The sequence below is a fragment of the Marinobacterium marisflavi genome, from assembly GCF_982447095.1.
This window is the reverse complement of record NZ_OZ457898.1, coordinates 1,414,172-1,433,257: the sequence shown is the minus strand read 5'-3', so window position 1 is coordinate 1,433,257 and position 19,086 is coordinate 1,414,172. Positions and strand designations below refer to the sequence as shown.

Genomic DNA, 19,086 nt, shown 5'->3' with positions numbered 1-19,086 from the left:
CAGCTTAGCTGCGCTCCTACCAATTATTTAATTGCGTCAAACAACCAAGGTGCCGACTCACGACGCTTAGCTTCATAGGCACGGATCTCATCGGCATGCTCAAGCGTCAGTCCGATATCGTCGAGACCATTGAGCAAGCAGTGCTTGCGGAATGCATCAACTTCAAAGTCGTACTCCTTACCGGCTGGGCTAACCACTTTCTGGTTTACCAGATCAACGGTGAGGCTCATACCCGGCTCAGCCGCAACCGCTTTGAACAGTTCGTCTACCTCAGCCTCAGTCAGGATGATAGGCAGCAGACCATTCTTGAAGCAGTTATTGAAGAAAATATCTGCATAGCTAGGCGCAATCACAGCACGGAAGCCGTAATCATCAAGCGCCCAAGGAGCGTGTTCTCGGCTGGAACCACAGCCAAAGTTTGTACGCGCAAGCAGAATGCTCGACCCTGCAAACTCTGGTTTGTTCAGAACAAAATCGGGATTGAGTGGGCGACCGCTGCAATCCTGATCCGGCTGACCCTCGTCAAGATAACGAATCTCGTCAAACAGATTCTTACCAAAGCCCGAGCGCTTGATTGATTTCAAGAACTGTTTCGGAATGATCAGATCGGTATCGACGTTCTTACGGTCCAGTGGAGCGACAACGCCAGTGTGAGTTTCAAACTTTTTCATTGTCGGACCCCTTAATTCATTTCCAATGTGCGCACATCGATGAAGTGGCCAGTCACAGCCGCAGCAGCAGCCATCGCTGGGCTCACCAAGTGCGTACGACCACCGAAGCCCTGGCGGCCTTCGAAGTTACGGTTCGAGGTAGATGCACAGTGCTCACCGTTACCGAGCTTGTCAGGGTTCATCGCCAGACACATAGAGCAACCCGGTTCACGCCACTCAAGACCCGCCTCGATAAAGATCTTATCCAGACCCTCAGCCTCAGCCTGCGCCTTAACGAGACCGGAACCGGGAACAACCAGCGCCTGTTTAATGGTGGCAGCAACCTTACGGCCCTTAACGACCTCAGCAGCAGCGCGCAGATCTTCGATACGGCTGTTAGTACATGAACCGATAAACACACGATCTAGCTTGATATCAGTAATCGACTGATCCGCTGTCAGCCCCATGTACTGCAGTGCACGGGTAATCGCATTGGCCTCATCTGAGTCCTTAGCCTTGGCAGGATTTGGTACTGTACCGTCAACCGCAACAACCATCTCTGGCGAAGTACCCCAGGTTACCTGTGGCTTGATATCTTCGGCGCGGATCTCAACAACCTTGTCAAATTGAGCGTCGGCATCTGATACCAGATCTCTCCAGCTCTCTACGGCTGCATCCCAAGCTTCGCCTACAGGCGAGAACGGACGACCTTTGAAGTACTGAATAGTCTTGTCATCAACCGCTACCAGACCGACGCGCGCGCCCGCTTCGATCGACATGTTACAGATGGTCATGCGACCCTCAATCGATAGAGACTGAATGGCTGTGCCACCAAACTCTAGCGCACAACCGGTACCACCCGCCGTACCGATCACACCAATGATATGCAGAACAACATCTTTAGCGGTCACACCCATGCCCAGCTCACCATCAACGCGAACCAGCATGTTCTTCATCTTTTTGGCAATCAGGCACTGAGTAGCCAACACATGCTCAACTTCTGAGGTGCCGATACCGTGCGCCAGGGCGCCGAATGCTCCATGAGTTGAGGTATGAGAGTCACCACAAACAACGGTAGAGCCCGGCAGCGTCATGCCCTGCTCTGGACCGACAACGTGCACGATACCTTGACGCTCATCGAGCATCTTGAATTCAACAATACCGTACTCATCACAGTTCTCATCCAGCGTCTTAACCTGAATACGCGAAACGGGGTCCACGATCTGGTCAACACCGCCCGCACGCTCAGTGGTCGGTACGTTGTGGTCAGGGGTCGCTAGGTTAGCGTCGATGCGCCAAGGCTTGCGGCCTACCATGCGCAGACCCTCGAAAGCCTGAGGCGAGGTCACCTCATGCAGAATCTGACGATCGATGTAGATCAAAGAGCTCCCATCTTCGTTCTGGCGAACGAGATGCGCATCCCAAAGTTTATCGTAGAGGGTCTTACCCATAATGCTCTCCTCAGCACAGCAATTAGGCTGTGATTTTCAGTGTGGCGAGTTTACGAGCAAGAGAGAAAATAGACAAATTCATAATCTGAATGAATATGATTCCAAGGAAGAATAGCTTTAGTCTCATTTTCGACAAATTATTCACCGTCAAGCACTTATCGCTGGTCCAATACAGATCAAATCTGCCTACGGTGAAGCGGATAAAAATTGGGCTGTTTATAGCAAATAGCGCCGTCCACTTTTTGCAAGGAACGCAAAGAGTGCACAACAAGGAATGCCGGAATGAGTAAAGAGTCAAATTCTCCCGGTCTGCCCAGAATTGTGGGTATTGGCGCTTCAGCCGGTGGGCTAGAGGCGATCAAAGAGTTCTTTGAATCCACGCCTGCCGATACGGGTCTTGTTTGGGTCGTGGTGCAACATCTGTCACCGGGCTATACGAGTGTTATTGGAGATCTACTGACGTCATCGACCAGAATGCCAATCCATGCGGCCGACGCAGGTGTGGAGCCTAAACCAGACAACCTCTATTTGATTCCTTCGAGCAAAAATTTGAGGCTGGATAAGAGCGGCAAGTTCACGCTCGACGTGGCTCGCGAGCCATACGTGAGCAAGGCGGTATTGTGCTGGTGCAGAGCGTCGAGACGGCTTGGGCGGAGCAAGGTTCCTAATTGAATTACCGGTTAACCCCGTATCCTCTGCCAAAGCGCTTGTGACTGAAAAGATCAAGTTGGACCTTGCGAATTCACAAATATTGTACGCTGCGGATAACCCGACCTTGCGTAAGCTTACCGAATATATTCTCAAATCCTTTAAACCGAAAAAGCTTGTGGTTAAAACAGATGGCAGTGAAGCGCTAAAAGAGTACACTTCAGCGAACGGCGCTTTTGATTTGGTTATTACGGATATATTCATGCCCAATATGAGCGGCTATGAATTGACTGAGCATCTGCGCGAACTGGGGTTCGCAGGGAAAATCGTTGGTCTAACGGCCGCCACACTTGGTGATGAAACCAACCGGTTAATTCAACTAGGGGCCGACGACGTCATCGAGAAACCGTTGACCAAAGAGAAACTTCTATAGAGAACCTACCTTGTCCCTATCTGCCCTAACTCTCTTCATCACCACCTTTTTCTTTGTCTCTATCACACCGGGTATGTGCATGACCTTGGCTATGACGCTGGGAATGACCATCGGTGTGCGCCGGACCCTGTGGATGATGCTAGGTGAACTTATTGGCGTTGGGTTGGTAGTCGTAATGACAATTATTGGCGTTGCTGCGCTGATGCTGCAGTATCCTCAGCTTTTTATCGCATTAAAGTGGGGCGGTGGGGCTTATCTACTCTACCTCGGCATCCAACTCTGGCGCTCAAAGGGCAAAATGGCAATCAAGTGCGACTCGCCCGATCAACTCGTAATCAGCCGTGCATCACTCTTCTCTCAGGGATTTATTACCGCAGTCGCCAATCCCAAAGGTTGGGCATTTTTTATCGCCCTCCTACCCCCGTTTATTGATAGCAGCCGCCCAATCCTTGCTCAATCAGCCAGTATGATGGGCATTATCCTATCGCTCGAATTTCTGTCACTGCTGGGCTATGCCGCAGGTGGAAAGGCCTTAAGCCACCTGCTGCGCAATCGCGGCAATGTACAGGTTATGAATCGTATCGCTGGCACGCTAATGATTGGCGTTTCGGCTTGGCTGGCTCTGGGATAGACGGTTATTGATATGGGTCCTTTTGAGTCGCTTGGTCTGCTGATTGTATGCATATTAGTCAGCATCTTCTTCTCTGTTTCTGAGCTCTCACTTGCAGCAGCACGACAGATAAAATTGACGCAGATGTACGAGTCTGGGAATGCAGCCGCACGTCAGGTCATAGCACTGCAAACGTCACCCGGCGCATTTTTTACGCTTATTCAAATTGGACTCAACTCAGTCGCGATTCTGGCAGGCATCATCAGTGAAAGCTATCTGACCCCTCACTTTAGCTCTGCCATGAGCCTGTTGTACCCAAGCCTTGCGCATTCGCAGCTACCCTCATATGCCGCATTCTCTTTCGTAACACTGAGCTTTATCCTACTTGCAGATCTAATCCCCAAGCGAATCGCAATGAATCATCCAGAGGCAATCGCCGTGAGAGTTGCGGGGCCTATGACACTCCTGATCACAGTGTTTAAACCACTAGTCTGGCTAATCAATGGTGTGGCCGATCTGTTTTTCAAGCTTTTCGGTATGCGAGCCGAGCGCAGCGATGAAATTACCGACGATGACCTATACACCATGATGGAAGCCGGTGCGGCAGCAGGACTACTGCATGCAAATGAACATCAGGTTATCGAGAACGTTTTTGAAATGCAGTCTCAATGCGTTACAACTGCAATGACCCCAAGGGAACATTTGGTATATCTCTCTATGTCAGATAGCCCCGCTGAGCTCAGGGCCAAGCTCTGTACCGAGGAACATAGCCGCTTCCTAGTTTGTCACGAGGGCATCGATACCGCGATTGGTTATGTTGATGCAAAATCCCTTCTCTCATTGCTGCTCAATAATCGTGAACTCTCAATCGATAGCACTATGATGAATGAACTGGTGATACTGCCGGATACATTGACTCTATTTGAAGCAATGGACAGTTTTAAGAGCCAAGGGGCCGATTTCGCTGTTGTGATGAATGAGTATGCGTTAATCGTTGGCGTTGTTACCGTCAAAGACCTGATGAGCACTGTAATGGGCGACTGGGCTCAGACTCAGGCGCATGAACAAATCATTGTTCGCGATGAAAACTCGTGGTTAATGGAGGGCTCGACCCCAATTACTGACGTTAGTAGAGCTCTGGACATAGACGAATTCCCGGACCCTCAGCAGTACGAGACGTTGGCGGGATTCCTGATGTACAGTCTCAAGCGCATTCCAAAATGTACTGAGTTTGTGAACTATGCCGGTTTTAAATTTGAGGTAATAGATGTCGATAATTTCAAGATTGATCAACTCTTGGTTAGTCGAATCAAATAGGTAAAAACATTGGCTCAAAACGCAACCGTCTACAAAGCGCACATTCAGATCGCCGATATGGATCGGCACTACTACGCAGATCACTCACTGACACTGGCGCAGCACCCCTCTGAGACCGAAGAGCGGATGATGTTGCGTCTACTCGCATTTCTGCTCTTTGCGTCTGAGCGGCTCGAGTTTACCAAGGGGTTAGCAGCTGATGACGAGCCTGACCTCTGGCGCAAGAGCTACAGCGATGAGATTGAGCTGTGGATCGATGTAGGCCTGCCCAGTGACAAGCGCATCCGCAAAGCCTGCAACCGCTCGGAACAGGTCGTTATACTCTGCTACGGCTCAGACCAAGCTGTAACACCCTGGTTAAACACAATTCACGCGGAGCAGACTCGTCAACGAAACCTACAGATAACGAGAATCCCTGATGAACAGTGTCAGGCTTTGGTCGGTTTAATAGCGCGAGGTATGCACCTGCAGGCGAATATTCAGGACGGGCAGCTGTGGATTAGCAGTGATTCGCTTGCTGTTATGGTTGATCCTGAGACGCTGGCAGTCTGAAAATTTCCCGCGCCTCCATTGGTTTAGAGAAGAGAAACCCCTGAACAACGTCACACTCTTCTGGCTCTAGCAGGCGCAACTGACTCTGTGTCTCCACACCCTCAGCAATAACAACTAAATTGAGCTTGTGCGCCATCGCGATCGTGGCGGTGACAATCTCAAGATCGCTATCGTTAGTATCTATATCCGCTATAAATGACTTATCAATTTTTACCTTGTCGATAGGCATTTTTTGAAGATACCGCAGCGATGAAAAACCCGTGCCGAAGTCATCTAACGAGAGCTCGATGCCGAGGTTACGAATTGACTCCAACTCAGCGATCCCCTCCTCCTCATTCTCCAACAAGAAATTCTCAGATATCTCAACTTCTAAGATATGCGTGGGGCAGGCAGTATGCTCAAGAGCCTCTTTGATCAACTTGAAGGCATAGCCTCTCTGCAGCGAACGCGGTGAGAGATTGACGGCTAAACGCCCAAACTGATAGCCCTCCTCATTCCAGGCTCGCGCTTGATTAAAAGCTTCGTGAATAATCCAACGCTCTAGCTGCTCAAGTTGGTTCGAGTCATCAGCAACACTTAAAAAGGCGTCCGGATAGAGCAAACCTTGATCTGGGTCCTGCCACCGTAACAGCGCTTCAATTCCGTAAACTGATCGATCTGATAGACGAATCTGTTTTTGATACAACAATTTAAATTCGCCCGCCTTCAGTGCGCGAGCTATACCTGACTCGATTCGCAAGTGCTCGGCCGCTTTATCAGCCATCTCCTTTGCGAAGAATTGATGCTGTCCCCGCCCAAGATCTTTTGCTCTATATAGGGCGTTATCAGCAGCTCTCAATAGTGCATCAAAGTCCTGACCATCCTCGGGATAGGTCGATATACCAATACTCAAACCCACCTTGAGCGAATGGCCGTCTATATTGAGCGGTTTGGCAAACTGCTGAGTTACCTTGTGCGCCAGATCTTCGAGTTCGTGAATCGACAAACTGCCCTCAAATGCCAAAACAAACTCGTCACCACCTAACCGAGCCGCAAGGTCATCGCGCCGGACAGCTGTGCGAAAACGCTGTGCCGCAGTTTGCAGCAGATGGTCGCCAGTTCGGTGGCCGTAACTATCGTTTACATATTTAAACTTATCGAGGTCAATATAAAATAGAGCGACCCCAGCGGAGTTTCGCTGAGCGTGAGCCAACAGTCGCGCAAATGCTGTTTTTAAAGAGTGACGATTGAGCAGACCGGTGAGTTGATCCTCATTGGCCAGTTTGATCAACTCAGATTCAAGCCGCTTACGTTTATTAATCTGACGCCAGGTCGAGAAGAACACCTTATCACCTTGGTAGACGCCCTCACGAATCTCAACCTCGACCCAGAAGGGTTCTCCATCTATCCGCTGGTGTACCCACTCAAACGTGAGTTCACCCTCTCGTACAATCTGTTTGGTGATGGCACGCGCAGCTTCATCTGATGGTTCGCCTGAGGGTTGATTAGATGGAGAGAGCTCGAAGGGTAACTTACCCATCAACTGCTCTCTGGTGCCATGCAACATTCGCTCTGCACCATGATTACACTCGACTATCCCACCATTCTTTGCCGACAGGATGAAATAGGCCTCAGGAGCATTATCAAAAAGTGTCTGATACCTCTCACGCTCCTGCGCGGCGTGGCGGTTTGAAACGGTTAGACGGCCATTTGCCCGGCGAAGGTCCGTTGTAACGCGTGTAATGACTACCAGCAAGAAAAGCGCAAATACAACGAACATGACCCGGGAAAAAGCTGACTGATACTGGCTATCTAGCAGTGAAACTTCGAACTCAAGCAGATGTTGCGACAAGAATGCAGTCAGGAAACAGAGGATCGACAGCGCTATGTTTAACCAGCGAAAAAGACCCTGATACATATAAATCCCCACTATCAAAGGCATCAGAGCAATAACCGAGGCCGATGAGTCAACCGGTATTGCCAGCGCAAAAGTGGGAATCAAGATGATTGTACCACCTGCCAGATAGAGTGACTGGGAGCGAAGTATGGAGCCATTTTTAAGGCTAATCCGAGCCGAGGCTGAAAACAGGCCGACACCAACCAAAAAGCAGGCCGCTAACGTCCACTGCTGATAAGCCAACAGAAGGATAGTCGGGATCAGCGAGAGGGGAATTGCAGCGTAGACCTGCATATGATACTCATCCTCGGAGAGCGGAAAATGAGTGTCGGCCGGCTGCTGCGGAGCTTTCATACGTTAGTTAACCTGCAGGGTACTGATACAGGTTTAAGTCTAGTAGAGTCTCATTTAATTTGCTTTCTAAAGTGTCTTGCGAAGCTTATGCCCAGCAGCCAACGTGCGTATGACTAGAGATCTGATGCAACATAGGGTGGAAGATCTTCCAAGCTGGGTACAGGTGTTGACTTGCCGTTGTCGTCAACCGCCACGAAGCGAAAAGTAGCCTCAGTCACCTTCTCGCGCTCACCGATGCGACCGCGGCGTACCCAAGCCTCAACATGGATATCGAGTGATGTGCGCCCCACTTTCTCAACCTCGGTATAAACACCCAAAACATCACCGACCTTAACCGGTCGGATGAAGCTCATACTCTCTACCGCAACAGTAACAACGCGACGTTGCGCGCGCTGACCCGCACAAATACCTGCTGCAAGGTCCATTTGCGACAGCACCCAGCCACCAAAGATATCCCCGGACGGGTTAGTATCTGCCGGCATCGCCAGTGTACGAATAGTTAAGCGCCCACGCCCCGGCACGCTGCTCTCTGTTTGGCTCACGCTCTTTCTCCGTCCTGGTGCTTAGTTTGCGTAGATAAACGGTGCAAGCTCGACAGAGACGAAGCCCACAGGTTTCATGATTTTGTCGTCTGAAGTGCGTTTGAGTACGAAGACCGGTTTACCCAGATAACTCGACGCGTGAGCAACCACCTCTTCTCCCTTCGCGGCATAGTGCGCAACGGACTCCTGCGCCACCGCTTCGCTGGCGACATATTTCGAGGCGTTGTTGTCGTTGACTGCCTGCTGCGCGCCGATAAAGTCGACCGGCAGATCCCGCACTAGCGCCAGAGAGACCTCTAGGCTTTTGACGATTAACGGGTTGTCCAACATCTGCGCAACGCTACGCTCGGGCAGGTTTTCAGCCTGCTCTGCTAATTCGGCTAGCTGAGCCTGTATCGTCTCAATCTCTTCAGGCGGCACCACGCAGGATTCAATGCTGACTTGCATGTTCTTTGCCAGCGCTAGGTAATAACTGGCCGTTACAAAAATATCGCAGACGGCGTCGAGGGTTTCGGTCAGGTCGCTCTCGGCCATCGCATGGATCAGCTCTTTGAGCTCCTCAACGACTCGCGCCTCTTGATTCAGCAACTCCTCCAACGTAGCTGCACGCTCGCCAGGAAACTTCCCAGCCGCAGCATTCCAGGCAACGATCTCATCAGCCAGACGTTTAAGTGGGGTGGCGTAAGTGGGCAGTGTCATGCTTTGCTCTCTTCTGAATTCTGTGGGATATCTAGGTTTTCGCTATCAGCGGTTTCGTCTGAGCTAGGGGCTACCAGCAGTGAACCCTCGGGCAAGACTTCGTCTTGAGAGTGCTCTTCAGACGGCAGCTCTTCAACTATTAGTTGCAGCTTATGATCTTCAAAATCGATATGTCGATGCTCAATATCAGGCAGGGCTTTCGTTACCTTGGTAGAGAGTGTTTTGAATCGCTCTACTTTACCGTACAACCCCTGCTTACCGGCAAGCGCTGTGACCGTGTCATTATAATGATTTCCCGCAGTGTTTAGGGTGTTTCCAAGCTTGGACAGACGCTCAGCTAGGGTGCTCACGGTATTAAAAATATCCCCCGCCTTCTCACTAATTTCTCGCGCCTCGGCATTGGAGCGCTCGATCATCCACAGGTTCGAGACGGTGCGCAGGATCGGTATCAGTGTGGTGTGCGACACCAACACGATGCCTTTGCGATAGCCGTAGTCAAACAGATCCCTATTCGACTTCAGCGCTTCAATGTAGGCTGGCTCGATAGGCATAAACATAAGCACAAAGCTTGGACTGCGCATCCCAACAACATTGGTGTAATCCTTTGAGGCCAGATCGTCGATATGGCCTTTTACCGCTGCAACATGCTGCTTCATCGCGGCATCGGCCTCGTCCGCGGACTCTGCGCTAACCACACGATCATAGGCATTCAGCGAGACCTTTGAGTCGATAATGATATGTTTGCCATCTGGCAGCTTAATAAGGTAATCGGTCTGTTTGCTTTTGCCCTCTAGATCTTTAAACGAGGACTGCGTCTCGTAGTGGGCATCCTCTACCAGACCACTCATCTCGAGCGTGCGACGAAGCTGAGCCTCACCCCAAGCTCCGCGCTGCTGCGAGTCACCTTTGAGCGCGCTGGTCAGGTTAGTGGCATCACGGCTCATGTTCTGAGCCATCTCCATCACCTTGAGGATCTCGGCGTTGAGCTTGGCGCTATCGCGCGTACTCGATTCGTGGATCTCATTGGTGCGCTTCTGGAACCCCTCCAGCTGCTCTTTAAACGGCTTCAGCAGTGCATCCAGGCTGATTTGGCTGGTGGTCGCGAAGGTCTTACCCTTCTCTTCAAAGATTTTATTCGCGACATTTTCGAACTCTTTGGTCAGCTCTTCGCGGCTTGCCTTGATCTGTGCCCGTTCACGCTCAAACTGCTGCTCTTTCTCCTGCAGACGTGTCTGCTGCACACTGTGCTCATGACTGAGAGCTGTGTAGCGTTCGCGCAGCTGTTCCAGCTCTTGCGTTCGACTCTGGAGTTGGCTCTGAACCTGCTCCAGGTGAGCTGTAAGCGTTGAGCGGTCGATTTCTAACTCATGTGCACGTCGCTGCTGCTCTTGTGCCTCTCCTTTCAACCGCTCGATCTCGGTCTCAACAGCGGCCAGTTGGCTCGTGGCACGTTCTACCTCTGCGCTGAGCGGTGTCAGTTTACGCCCCTGCCAGAGGAACCCAACCGCGCCTCCTAAGAGTAACCCGATAATCAACAGCAGTATCAATTCAACAGACATGGTTTTAACTCAGTCCCACTCTCAATGTTTAGGCTATCAAGCCTGTGAAGCACGCCAGCTGTGCAGCTTTTTGTAACTCTGAAGCAGACGTTGGTGCCGGTCTAGCCCCTCAAGCTCCATCCCGACCGGCTCAAGCCCTGGGAAGCGAATCTCACCGCTAATCGCACCGTAAACCTGAGCCATGCGCTGGTCACCAAACATTCGGCCAAAATTGCGCTGATAGTCCCCTTGTTCCATATCTTCACTCAGCTCAACCTCGAGGGCAGCGCTCAGGGCTCGATAGAAAAGACCGCGATCAACGGTGTTATCATTGTACTGCAGGAAAGTCTCGACCAGCTCTTGAGCGCTCTCCAACTGCCCTAATGCAAGACAAATCAGCAGCTTAAGCTCGAGTATCGTTAACTGTCCCCAGTGAGTGTTCTCATCAAACTCTATGCCGATGAGTGTGCGAATATCGGTGTAGTTATCCAACTGACTCTGCTCTAGACGCTCCAGCAACTCTTGCAGATCCTCGTCGCAGAGTTGATGCAGGCAGAGTATCCCTTCCCGGAACTCCAGTGCTTTATTGGTGTTGTCCCAAATCAGGTCTTCAACCGGATAAACCTCAGAGTAGTCAGGTACCAGAATTCGGACGGCCGGCACACCCAGATCGTCATAAACGGCTTGATACACCTCTTTGCCCAGGTCCGCGAGGATACCAAATAGCGTCGCGGCCTCTTCAACATTGGAACCTGCAAAATCCCAGTCAACGAATTCAAAATCCGGCCGATCACTGAAGAAACGCCAGCTCACGAGGCCACTTGAATCGATGAAGTGCTCCACAAAGTTGTTTGGCTCGGTTACTTCCAGCGAATTAAAGGTGGGCGCCGGAAGGTCATTCAGCCCCTCAAAACTTCGCCCCTGAAGCAACTCCGTCAAACTGCGCTCAATAGCTACATGCAGGCTTGGATGAGCACCAAAGGAGGCAAACACACCGCCCGTTTTAGGGTTCATTAAGGTTACACAGGCGACTGGGAACTGACCGCCTAGTGATGCGTCTTTAACCAGAATGGGAAAGCCCTGCTCCTCTAGCGCTCTTATCCCTTCAACAATGCCAGGCCAGCGCGCTAGCACCTCATCCGGCACATCGGGTAGTGCTAACTCTTGCTCCAGGATTTCACGTTTTACTGCACGCTCAAAAATCTCAGAGAGACACTGAACCTGAGCCTCCTCAAGCGTATTACCGGCACTCATACCGTTGCTTAAGAAGAGATTCTCGATCAGGTTTGATGGGAAGTAGACCGTCTCTCCGTCCGACAGACGCGAAAACGGTAGAGCACAGATCCCCCGCTCTTCGTTCCCCGAATTGGTATCAATCAGATTTGAGCCACAAAGCTCATCATCTGGATTATAGATCGCCAGAGCGTACTCATCCAAAAGACCCTCAGGCAGACTGTCATCTTCAGTCAATTCAAACCAGCGCTCGTCAGGGCGATGAACGAACTCAGACTCGGCAATCTCAGCGCCAAAGTACTGATCGTTATAGAAAAAGTTACACGAGAGGCGTTCAAGAAACTCTCCGAGAGCCGAGGCGAGTGCAGCCTCTTTCGTTGCCCCTTTGCCGTTGGTAAAACACATTGGCGAAGCAGCATCGCGGATATGCAGTGACCAGACATGTGGCACGATGTTGCGCCATGAAGCGACCTCGATCTTCATTCCGAGGCTCGCCAAAATCTCAGTCATTTTAGCGATGGTCTGTTCGAGTGGCGCATCCTTGCCTTCGATATAAGTCTCACCCTCGCCTGCGACATTGAGCAACGCTTGCGCATCATCGTCTAGGCTTTCAACCAGTTCAATTTGGAAGTCAGGCCCCTCTTGCACCACCTTTTTAACCGTGCAACGCTCAATCGAGCGAATAATCCCCGTACGGTCTTTGTCGCTGATATCTTCGGGTAGCTCGACGTTAATCTTAAAGGTCTGTTTGTAGCGATTCTCTGGATCGACGATATTGTTTTGCGACAGTCGTATGTTGTCAGTGGAGATGCCTCGCGCCTCACAGTAGACCTTGACGAAATAGCCGGCACAGAGTGCCGATGAAGCGAGAAAGTAATCGAACGGTCCGGGTGCAGAGCCATCACCTTTGTATCGTACCGGCTGGTCTGCAATGACAGTGAAATCATCAAACTTAGCTTCGAGGCGTAAGTTATCCAGGTAATTTACTTTAATTTCCATTCTGTTTTCTATAAACGGTTAGGGTCATTTAACACCTTTACGGCGCGTTGATACGCCAACTCAATTGCAGCGACCGAGAGCGGCTTGTTCAAACAAGCATCGGCACCCGCCTCCACAAGGCGTTGGGCTTCCCGCCCAACAGTTGCTGCTGTTACCCCAAGAATAACGCGGCTGAACCCTAGCTCGCGCAGATGCCGGCAGAGCTCGTAACCGTCCATCTTGGGCATGTAAATATCTGTAAGCACCAGATCGATGCCGACGCCAGCCTGGATCAGTTCCAGTGCTTCACGACTATTGGACGCTGGGCAACGATGACTACACTGATCAACAGGTTAGTAACCCCACTTCCGACAGCCAGCTTCTCAAAGCGCTGTTCGGCTCCAAACTCTCTACTGGCCACCAGGGCATAGAGGCCGAGTAAAAGTAGTATCGCAGCACTAATATTTCTCAGCGCTAATGGGATAATCAAATCAGTCTCGAAATGCAGAGGACCGTAGAGCACCAATAGTGTGTAGATGGCTCCCAGTGCAGTAGCACGTAGTGGAGAGAAGAGCACAAAACTGAAAACCAAGTAGATAGCCAGCGACTGCGCGGGCAACTGGCCGGCGTTATACAGGTTATTGAAATACATTATGATCGTCAGCGCGACCATCCATAGCTTCGGTCTTCTACTGACCTCTTCGATACTTCGAAGCCACCACCAGGTTCCAAAGGTCAGTGCGATACCAACGAGACCGTGCAGAGCGACGGGGTCCAAAACAAGAATAGCGACGCTCGCCCATGCGGCCGATAGAAGCAACCGTTCAAGCGCGAGCTTCTTGCGAACCTCTACCAGATTACCGATGTCAATCAGCGTAATGAGAGGCCAGATAACGACCGCATTGAATGCCAACATTCGCATGTGCAGTGGCCAATCCAGCTCTTGTGCTGGAATGAAACTTGCGCCGGCGAACAGTCCCCACAACAGAACACCGCTCGGTAGCCGAAAACGCTTCGGTACAGCAAGAACGAGCACCAGTAGAGCGACAGGAAAAAACGTCAAAGTAATCGCGCCAGCCTGAGCAGTGCCAGCAAGTAGAAGCAGAACCGGAACAGATATCAGCACTCGAAGAGTTAGGTGTGAGGGGCGACGCAAAGATAGGATTAGGGTACCGCATACCAAGCAGACTAAGATCAGCAGAGGGAGCAGACCTTGCTCCTGGCGAAGCAGTTCTGAAAACTGAAAAAACCAACCCAACTGATTGAACGCCAAGAAAAGACTATATCCAGCCCCCGATACGAAACTAGACAACGCCACACGACGAAGAATGCTGTGCTCTTTCGACTGCAATTCAATATTTTGCACGCGTTTTGCCTATATTTCGGTCAACTCTTATTGGACAGAAGTTTATCACCGATTCACTTGAAGCCCTAGATCAAGGGCCGGCAAACTACAGACAGGCACAATTGCTCGAAGAGTTATCGTTTTGCGTTGCAAATTGCGACGCAAAATAAGATATGCGAAACACAAAATAGCCCTAGATAGAACGATAAAGGAGAGGAAATTGAGGTGCAGACAAGCTGCTTTTAGCCTGAGACCTCATAAAGGAAGCCGCGCATTTGTGATAGCCTGGCGATCCTGACTTTCTCACTCTGACTGCACTTCGCTGCATACATCTCGCGATCGGCCAGCGCCAGTAACGCCTCCGGATCATCGGGCAGATTTGCATCGAGAATTAGGACACCAATAGAGGCGTTAACCCGCAGCTCTTGCAGCGCAAAGCTCTCCACTACGCGTTCCACTGCCTCATGTAACCGTTGGCAGATAACCTCTTCGGAGTCCGGGTGAGTGTTATCGACTAACAGAGCAAACTCATCACCGCCGATTCGAGCTAAGGTGTCAGAGGGGCGAGTTTCATCAAGCATCTCTGCTGCCAGAGCTTTAAGCAGAGCGTCACCCTCGTGATGACCCCGTGTATCGTTGACTGCTTTAAACTTATCGATATCGATAAAGGCCAGCAACGGAGTTAACGCCTCGCGCTCCTTGTGCGCCAGTACCTGCCTAAAACGGTCGATAAAGAGATAACGATTCGCTAACCCGGTGAGCGTATCGTGCGTTGCAAGGTTGAAGGTAGACTCTAGCTTCTCTTCAACAATCTCTTTTTGCCGGTGCGCCCAGATCGCCCAGGCGAGCAGCAGCGACAGCAGCAGTGCGCCAGTTATAACGATCCAGCCATGTTGTTTCCAGTCGAATTCAACCGGATCGATCGGGAAAATAAACTGATCTAATTCAAGCACTGCGTCAGACGGAATCTCACCGATACTGGCAAGATAAGATTTGATAGACATCCAGCGCTCGGTATTCATATAACCGATGGGGACTAAGTCCTTGGACATGTGAGAGTGCATCAACAGCGCTTCATAGCGTAAATGCGAGAGTGACTTCTCGGGTGCGAAGCGCGAGACGATCTCTATGGCTTCGCTGGGATACTGCAACGCATATTCCCACCCCCGCAGACTAGCTTGAGTGAAAGCACGTACGTCTGCCGGCCGCTCTTGTGCTAATTGATCGGTAGTGAATAGCACGTCGGCGTAGAAGCGGATGCCGTAGTCGGCCGGATCGATAAGATTGTACTCTTCACCCAGCTCTTGCAGTGAATAAGGCTCGTTAGTTGCGTAGCCGTTAAAAGCGTCAGTTTCACCATTAATCAGTGAATCAATGTTAAAGCTGGTATCGATACGCTCGACCTGCTCAAGCAAGTTAAGTTGATTGAGCATCGCCACCAACTCAAAGCTGGCATTATTCGGTAACAGCATCACCCGCTTTTCTCGCAGCTGTTCAGCACGTTCGATACCCGAACTTTTTAGCGCAATAAACCGCGCCGGTGAGGTTTGGAAAATCGCTGCCAACGCTTTAACCGGTGCTCCCTTCACGCGTTCTGCCACAAGGTTACTGGATGAAACACCAAAATCAGCCCGTCCCTCAAGCACTTCAGTTAGGCTATTCCTGCCGGGACCTCCCGGACGAATCTCTACGGCAAGACCGGCCTCTCTGTAATAGCCTAACTCCTGAGCGACATAATATCCGGCAAACTGAAACTGCGGTTTCCATTTGAGCTGCAGGACCAAGTGGTTGTCGGCCCCAGCGAACTGCGCTTGCAGAAGAGTGAGAAAAATCAGAAGCTTCAGACGCATAGTTAGATTCCAATCAATACCCTAGAAGCATAGTTTAGAAACTACGATTGTCTTGCCTGTGAGACTATTTGATGATTTAAATCAGTAAAGCAAGTGCAGCAGACCAACTGCTCTGTTTCGCAAACCCTCTTAGTCTCCAGCCAGGTCAGGGAAGAAACGTCCGACCCGGAAAATAATGGACTGAAATTGTCCTATATCAATTAACATCTCGAGCGATTCGACTAGCCTCTCCAAAGACAATTGTGCACTGCAATATTTCTGTAGGAGGGGCAGCCTCAATGATCTCTGATTCAGTTGTGGAACTATCGCGCTGGCAATTTGCCATTACCGCGATGTACCACTTTCTCTTCGTTCCACTGACGCTTGGGCTCTCGTTCATGCTGGCGATCATGGAGTCGGTCTATGTGATGACCGGCAAACAGGTCTACCGCGATATGACGAAGTTCTGGGGCAAACTCTTTGGTATCAACTTTGCCCTCGGTGTCACCACCGGTCTGACGATGGAGTTCCAGTTCGGCACCAACTGGGCCTACTACTCGCACTACGTCGGTGATGTCTTCGGCGCACCGCTGGCGATTGAGGGTCTTGTGGCTTTCTTCCTCGAGTCCACCATGATCGGCCTCTTTTTCTTTGGCTGGGATCGTCTGAGCAAAGTGCAGCACCTGGGCGTTACCTGGGCTGTTGCTATAGGCTCTAACTTCTCTGCACTGTGGATTCTGATTGCCAACGGCTGGATGCAGAACCCAGTGGGCGCCTACTTCAACTATGAAACCATGCGTATGGAGATGGAGAGCTTCGCTGATGTGATCCTTAACCCTGTAGCGCAGGTTAAGTTTGTTCACACAGTCTCTGCAGGGTACGTTACCGGCGCCATCTTCGTGCTAGCAGTCAGCTCCTACTTTATGTTGCGCGGTCGCGATATCTGCTTTGCACGACGCTCCTTTGCTATCGCGTCCGCCTTCGGCCTGGCCTCAGCGCTGTCGGTTATCGTACTGGGCGATGAGTCCGGCTACGAAGTGGGTGAAGTACAGAAGGTAAAACTGGCCGCTATTGAGGCCGAATGGGAAACTCACCCTGCACCAGCGGCCTTTACTCTGGTTGGCCTACCTAACGAAGAGACGCAGCATACCGACTACGCCATCAAGATTCCCGGCGCACTCGGCCTGATTGCTACTCGCTCGCTGGATGAAGAGGTGATCGGTATCGCTGATCTGGTTGAGCGCGCTGAGGCCCGTATTCGCAACGGTATCAAAGCTTATGCCTTGCTGACCAAGCTGCGCGGCGATGAGGATACCCCTGAGAACCGCATGCTGTTTGAGCGCGTCGTACAGGACTTGGGTTATGGTCTGCTGCTTAAGCGCTACACCCCAGATGTGGTTGATGCAACTGAAGAGCAGATCAAGCAGGCTGCCAAAGATACCATTCCAACTGTTGCGCCAATGTTCTGGACCTTCCGTGTAATGGTTGGGGCCGGCTTTACAATGCTGCTGCTGTTTGTACTGGCGTTCTGGTTCACCACCAAGCGCGTAGAGCACAAAACCCGCTGGTTGCAGTACTTTGCTCTGTACTCGCTGCCCCTTCCGTGGATCGCCTCAGAGATGGGCTGGTTCGTAGCTGAGTTTGGCCGTCAGCCTTGGGCGATCGGTGAGATTCTACCCACCTACGTCGCCACCTCTCACCTAACAGTGACTGACTTGTGGATGTCACTTGCAGGCTTTATCGGTCTCTACACGCTGTTCCTCGTGATTGAGGTCTACCTGATGGTGAAATATATCCGCAAGGGCCCAAGCGCGTTGCAGACTGGCCGTTACCACTTTGAACAGGACGCTAAGCCCCAAACTCAAGGAGAGGTGCACAGTTATGTTTGATTACGAATCCCTACGCCTCATCTGGTGGCTGCTAGTTGGCGTGCTGCTGATCGGCTTTGCCATCGCCGACGGCATGGACCTCGGCACGGCAATGATGATTCCCGTGCTGGGTAAAACCGATACCGAGCGTCGTGTGATTATCAACACCATCGGTCCCCACTGGGACGGCAACCAGGTGTGGCTGATCACTGCTGGCGGTGCCATCTTTGCGGCCTGGCCGCTGGTTTACGCCACCGCCTTCTCCGGTTTCTACTGGGCGATGCTGTTGGTGCTCTTTGCCCTCTTTTTCCGTCCAGTCGGCTTTGAGTACCGGTCAAAGAAAGATTCGGTGCAGTGGCGTACTACCTGGGACTACGCCCTGGCGCTTGGCTCCTTTGTTCCATCGCTGGTATTCGGCGTGGCGTTCGGCAACCTCTTCCTCGGTGTGCCATTCCACTTTGATGAGTTCACGCGCCCAATCTACACAGGCTCCTTTTGGGCACTGCTCAATCCGTTTGCGATTGTCTGTGGCCTGGCGAGCGTAGCCATGCTGGCACTGCAGGGCGCTACCTGGTTGCAGATGCGTGCTGGTGGACAGGTACAGTGGCGTGCGCAGGCAGTCGCTACGCTACTTGGCCCAGTGCTGACGCTACTGCTGGTGGTTGCCGGCGCCTGGCTCTACTTCGGTATCTCAGGCTATGCGATTAGCTCTGAGGTGATTGGCGATGCGGCATCGAACCCGCTGAGCAAGACTGTAATACAGACGGAGAACTGGTTTGGTAACTACACCACTTACCCCATTCTCTGGGCGCTGGTACTGGCTTCAGTGGCACTGCCTCTGCTCACCAGTCTGGTAGCACGCGCTGGCAAGTCCGGCTTCGCCTTCGTACTGAGCTCTCTGACGATTGCTGCAATCATTCTGATGACGGGCTTCACACTCTTCCCGTTTGTGATGCCTTCGTCGAGCGACCTTGCGAGCGCCCTTACCCTCTGGGATGCCACCTCGAGTGAGCTAACCCTCGAGATCATGTTCTGGGTAGCGCTGGTATTCGCGCCGATTATTCTGACTTACACCTTCTGGGGCTACTACAAAATGTGGCGCCGAATTGAGCCAGAGTTCATCGAGCAGAACAGCCTGTCTAACTACTGATTAACGGAGGGAG

At 51.5% G+C, this 19,086-nt stretch carries 17 protein-coding genes; 7 read left to right on the top strand and 10 right to left on the bottom strand.

Annotation, left to right across the window (positions count from 1 at the left end; genetic code table 11):
* Window positions 1-23 precede the first annotated feature (23 nt).
* Both leuD and leuC read right to left on the bottom strand, forming a co-directional pair.
* Window positions 24-671 (bottom strand): 3-isopropylmalate dehydratase small subunit, encoded by a 648-nt coding sequence (leuD, locus tag AC1WNR_RS07105; protein ID WP_481643817.1) that lies wholly within the window; start codon window positions 669-671, stop codon window positions 24-26.
* 11 nt (window positions 672-682) lie between these two features.
* Window positions 683-2,104, bottom strand: a complete 1,422-nt coding sequence (gene leuC, locus AC1WNR_RS07100) for a 3-isopropylmalate dehydratase large subunit (protein ID WP_481645375.1) — start codon at window positions 2,102-2,104, stop codon at window positions 683-685.
* 279 nt (window positions 2,105-2,383) lie between these two features.
* Here leuC and AC1WNR_RS07095 point away from each other — a divergent pair, with 279 nt between their 5' ends.
* The 5 genes from AC1WNR_RS07095 to AC1WNR_RS07075 are packed head-to-tail and all read left to right on the top strand — an operon-like array spanning window position 2,384 to window position 5,661.
* Window positions 2,384-2,773: a chemotaxis protein CheB gene (locus tag AC1WNR_RS07095; RefSeq protein ID WP_481643816.1), complete on the top strand. Its 390-nt coding sequence runs from the start codon at window positions 2,384-2,386 to the stop codon at window positions 2,771-2,773.
* A gap of 37 nt (window positions 2,774-2,810) precedes the next feature.
* On the top strand, window positions 2,811-3,182 hold the full coding sequence (locus AC1WNR_RS07090; RefSeq protein WP_481643815.1) for a response regulator: 372 nt from the start codon (window positions 2,811-2,813) through the stop codon (window positions 3,180-3,182).
* 10 nt (window positions 3,183-3,192) lie between these two features.
* Window positions 3,193-3,813: a LysE family translocator gene (locus tag AC1WNR_RS07085; protein WP_481643814.1), complete on the top strand. Its 621-nt coding sequence runs from the start codon at window positions 3,193-3,195 to the stop codon at window positions 3,811-3,813.
* A gap of 12 nt (window positions 3,814-3,825) precedes the next feature.
* Entirely contained in the window at window positions 3,826-5,109 is a 1,284-nt protein-coding gene (gene paeA, locus AC1WNR_RS07080; protein ID WP_481643813.1) for a polyamine export protein PaeA, read from the top strand.
* A 9-nt stretch (window positions 5,110-5,118) separates the two neighbouring features.
* Window positions 5,119-5,661: a YaeQ family protein gene (locus tag AC1WNR_RS07075; protein ID WP_481643812.1), complete on the top strand. Its 543-nt coding sequence runs from the start codon at window positions 5,119-5,121 to the stop codon at window positions 5,659-5,661.
* Here the strand turns inward: AC1WNR_RS07075 and AC1WNR_RS07070 are convergent.
* From AC1WNR_RS07070 to AC1WNR_RS07035, 8 genes are all read right to left on the bottom strand, one after another.
* Window positions 5,630-7,891, bottom strand: coding sequence for a putative bifunctional diguanylate cyclase/phosphodiesterase (locus AC1WNR_RS07070; protein WP_481643811.1), 2,262 nt, complete (start codon window positions 7,889-7,891; stop codon window positions 5,630-5,632). The genes AC1WNR_RS07075 and AC1WNR_RS07070 overlap by 32 nt on opposite strands.
* 113 nt (window positions 7,892-8,004) lie before the next feature.
* Entirely contained in the window at window positions 8,005-8,373 is a 369-nt protein-coding gene (locus tag AC1WNR_RS07065; protein WP_481645374.1) for an acyl-CoA thioesterase, read from the bottom strand.
* Window positions 8,374-8,454: 81 nt separating this feature from the next.
* Window positions 8,455-9,132 carry a pyrophosphohydrolase domain-containing protein gene (locus AC1WNR_RS07060; RefSeq protein WP_481643810.1) on the bottom strand — a complete coding sequence of 226 codons (678 nt, stop codon included), beginning with the start codon at window positions 9,130-9,132 and terminating at the stop codon, window positions 8,455-8,457.
* Window positions 9,129-10,691 carry a DNA recombination protein RmuC gene (locus AC1WNR_RS07055; RefSeq protein WP_481643809.1) on the bottom strand — a complete coding sequence of 521 codons (1,563 nt, stop codon included), beginning with the start codon at window positions 10,689-10,691 and terminating at the stop codon, window positions 9,129-9,131. The genes AC1WNR_RS07060 and AC1WNR_RS07055 overlap by 4 nt, the downstream gene beginning before the upstream one ends.
* A gap of 36 nt (window positions 10,692-10,727) precedes the next feature.
* Window positions 10,728-12,902 (bottom strand): OsmC domain/YcaO domain-containing protein, encoded by a 2,175-nt coding sequence (locus AC1WNR_RS07050; RefSeq protein ID WP_481643808.1) that lies wholly within the window; start codon window positions 12,900-12,902, stop codon window positions 10,728-10,730.
* 8 nt (window positions 12,903-12,910) lie between these two features.
* Window positions 12,911-13,147 (bottom strand): response regulator, encoded by a 237-nt coding sequence (locus tag AC1WNR_RS07045; protein ID WP_481643807.1) that lies wholly within the window; start codon window positions 13,145-13,147, stop codon window positions 12,911-12,913.
* 26 nt (window positions 13,148-13,173) lie between these two features.
* Window positions 13,174-14,247 (bottom strand): hypothetical protein, encoded by a 1,074-nt coding sequence (locus tag AC1WNR_RS07040; protein ID WP_481643806.1) that lies wholly within the window; start codon window positions 14,245-14,247, stop codon window positions 13,174-13,176.
* A gap of 221 nt (window positions 14,248-14,468) precedes the next feature.
* A complete protein-coding gene (locus AC1WNR_RS07035) occupies window positions 14,469-16,076 on the bottom strand; it encodes an ABC transporter substrate-binding protein (protein WP_481643805.1) in 1,608 nt (535 codons plus the stop codon).
* A 278-nt stretch (window positions 16,077-16,354) separates the two neighbouring features.
* Between AC1WNR_RS07035 and AC1WNR_RS07030 the strand changes: the two genes are divergently transcribed.
* A complete protein-coding gene (locus AC1WNR_RS07030) occupies window positions 16,355-17,944 on the top strand; it encodes a cytochrome ubiquinol oxidase subunit I (protein ID WP_481643804.1) in 1,590 nt (529 codons plus the stop codon).
* The gene (gene cydB, locus AC1WNR_RS07025; RefSeq protein WP_481643803.1) at window positions 17,937-19,073 is read left to right on the top strand and encodes a cytochrome d ubiquinol oxidase subunit II; all 1,137 of its coding nucleotides are present in this window, start codon (window positions 17,937-17,939) and stop codon (window positions 19,071-19,073) included. Before AC1WNR_RS07030 ends, cydB begins: the two co-directional genes overlap by 8 nt.
* Window positions 19,074-19,086 lie beyond the last annotated feature (13 nt).

Coding starts and splice junctions, on each gene's coding strand:
- AC1WNR_RS07055 (WP_481643809.1), bottom strand. CDS start 10,691: ATGTCTGTTGAATTGATACTGCTGTTGATTATCGGGTTACTCTTAGGA.
- paeA (WP_481643813.1), top strand. CDS start 3,826: ATGGGTCCTTTTGAGTCGCTTGGTCTGCTGATTGTATGCATATTAGTC.
- AC1WNR_RS07065 (WP_481645374.1), bottom strand. CDS start 8,373: ATGCCGGCAGATACTAACCCGTCCGGGGATATCTTTGGTGGCTGGGTG.
- AC1WNR_RS07060 (WP_481643810.1), bottom strand. CDS start 9,132: ATGACACTGCCCACTTACGCCACCCCACTTAAACGTCTGGCTGATGAG.
- AC1WNR_RS07070 (WP_481643811.1), bottom strand. CDS start 7,891: ATGAAAGCTCCGCAGCAGCCGGCCGACACTCATTTTCCGCTCTCCGAG.
- AC1WNR_RS07050 (WP_481643808.1), bottom strand. CDS start 12,902: ATGGAAATTAAAGTAAATTACCTGGATAACTTACGCCTCGAAGCTAAG.
- AC1WNR_RS07030 (WP_481643804.1), top strand. CDS start 16,355: ATGATCTCTGATTCAGTTGTGGAACTATCGCGCTGGCAATTTGCCATT.
- cydB (WP_481643803.1), top strand. CDS start 17,937: ATGTTTGATTACGAATCCCTACGCCTCATCTGGTGGCTGCTAGTTGGC.
- AC1WNR_RS07035 (WP_481643805.1), bottom strand. CDS start 16,076: ATGCGTCTGAAGCTTCTGATTTTTCTCACTCTTCTGCAAGCGCAGTTC.
- leuD (WP_481643817.1), bottom strand. CDS start 671: ATGAAAAAGTTTGAAACTCACACTGGCGTTGTCGCTCCACTGGACCGT.
- AC1WNR_RS07095 (WP_481643816.1), top strand. CDS start 2,384: ATGAGTAAAGAGTCAAATTCTCCCGGTCTGCCCAGAATTGTGGGTATT.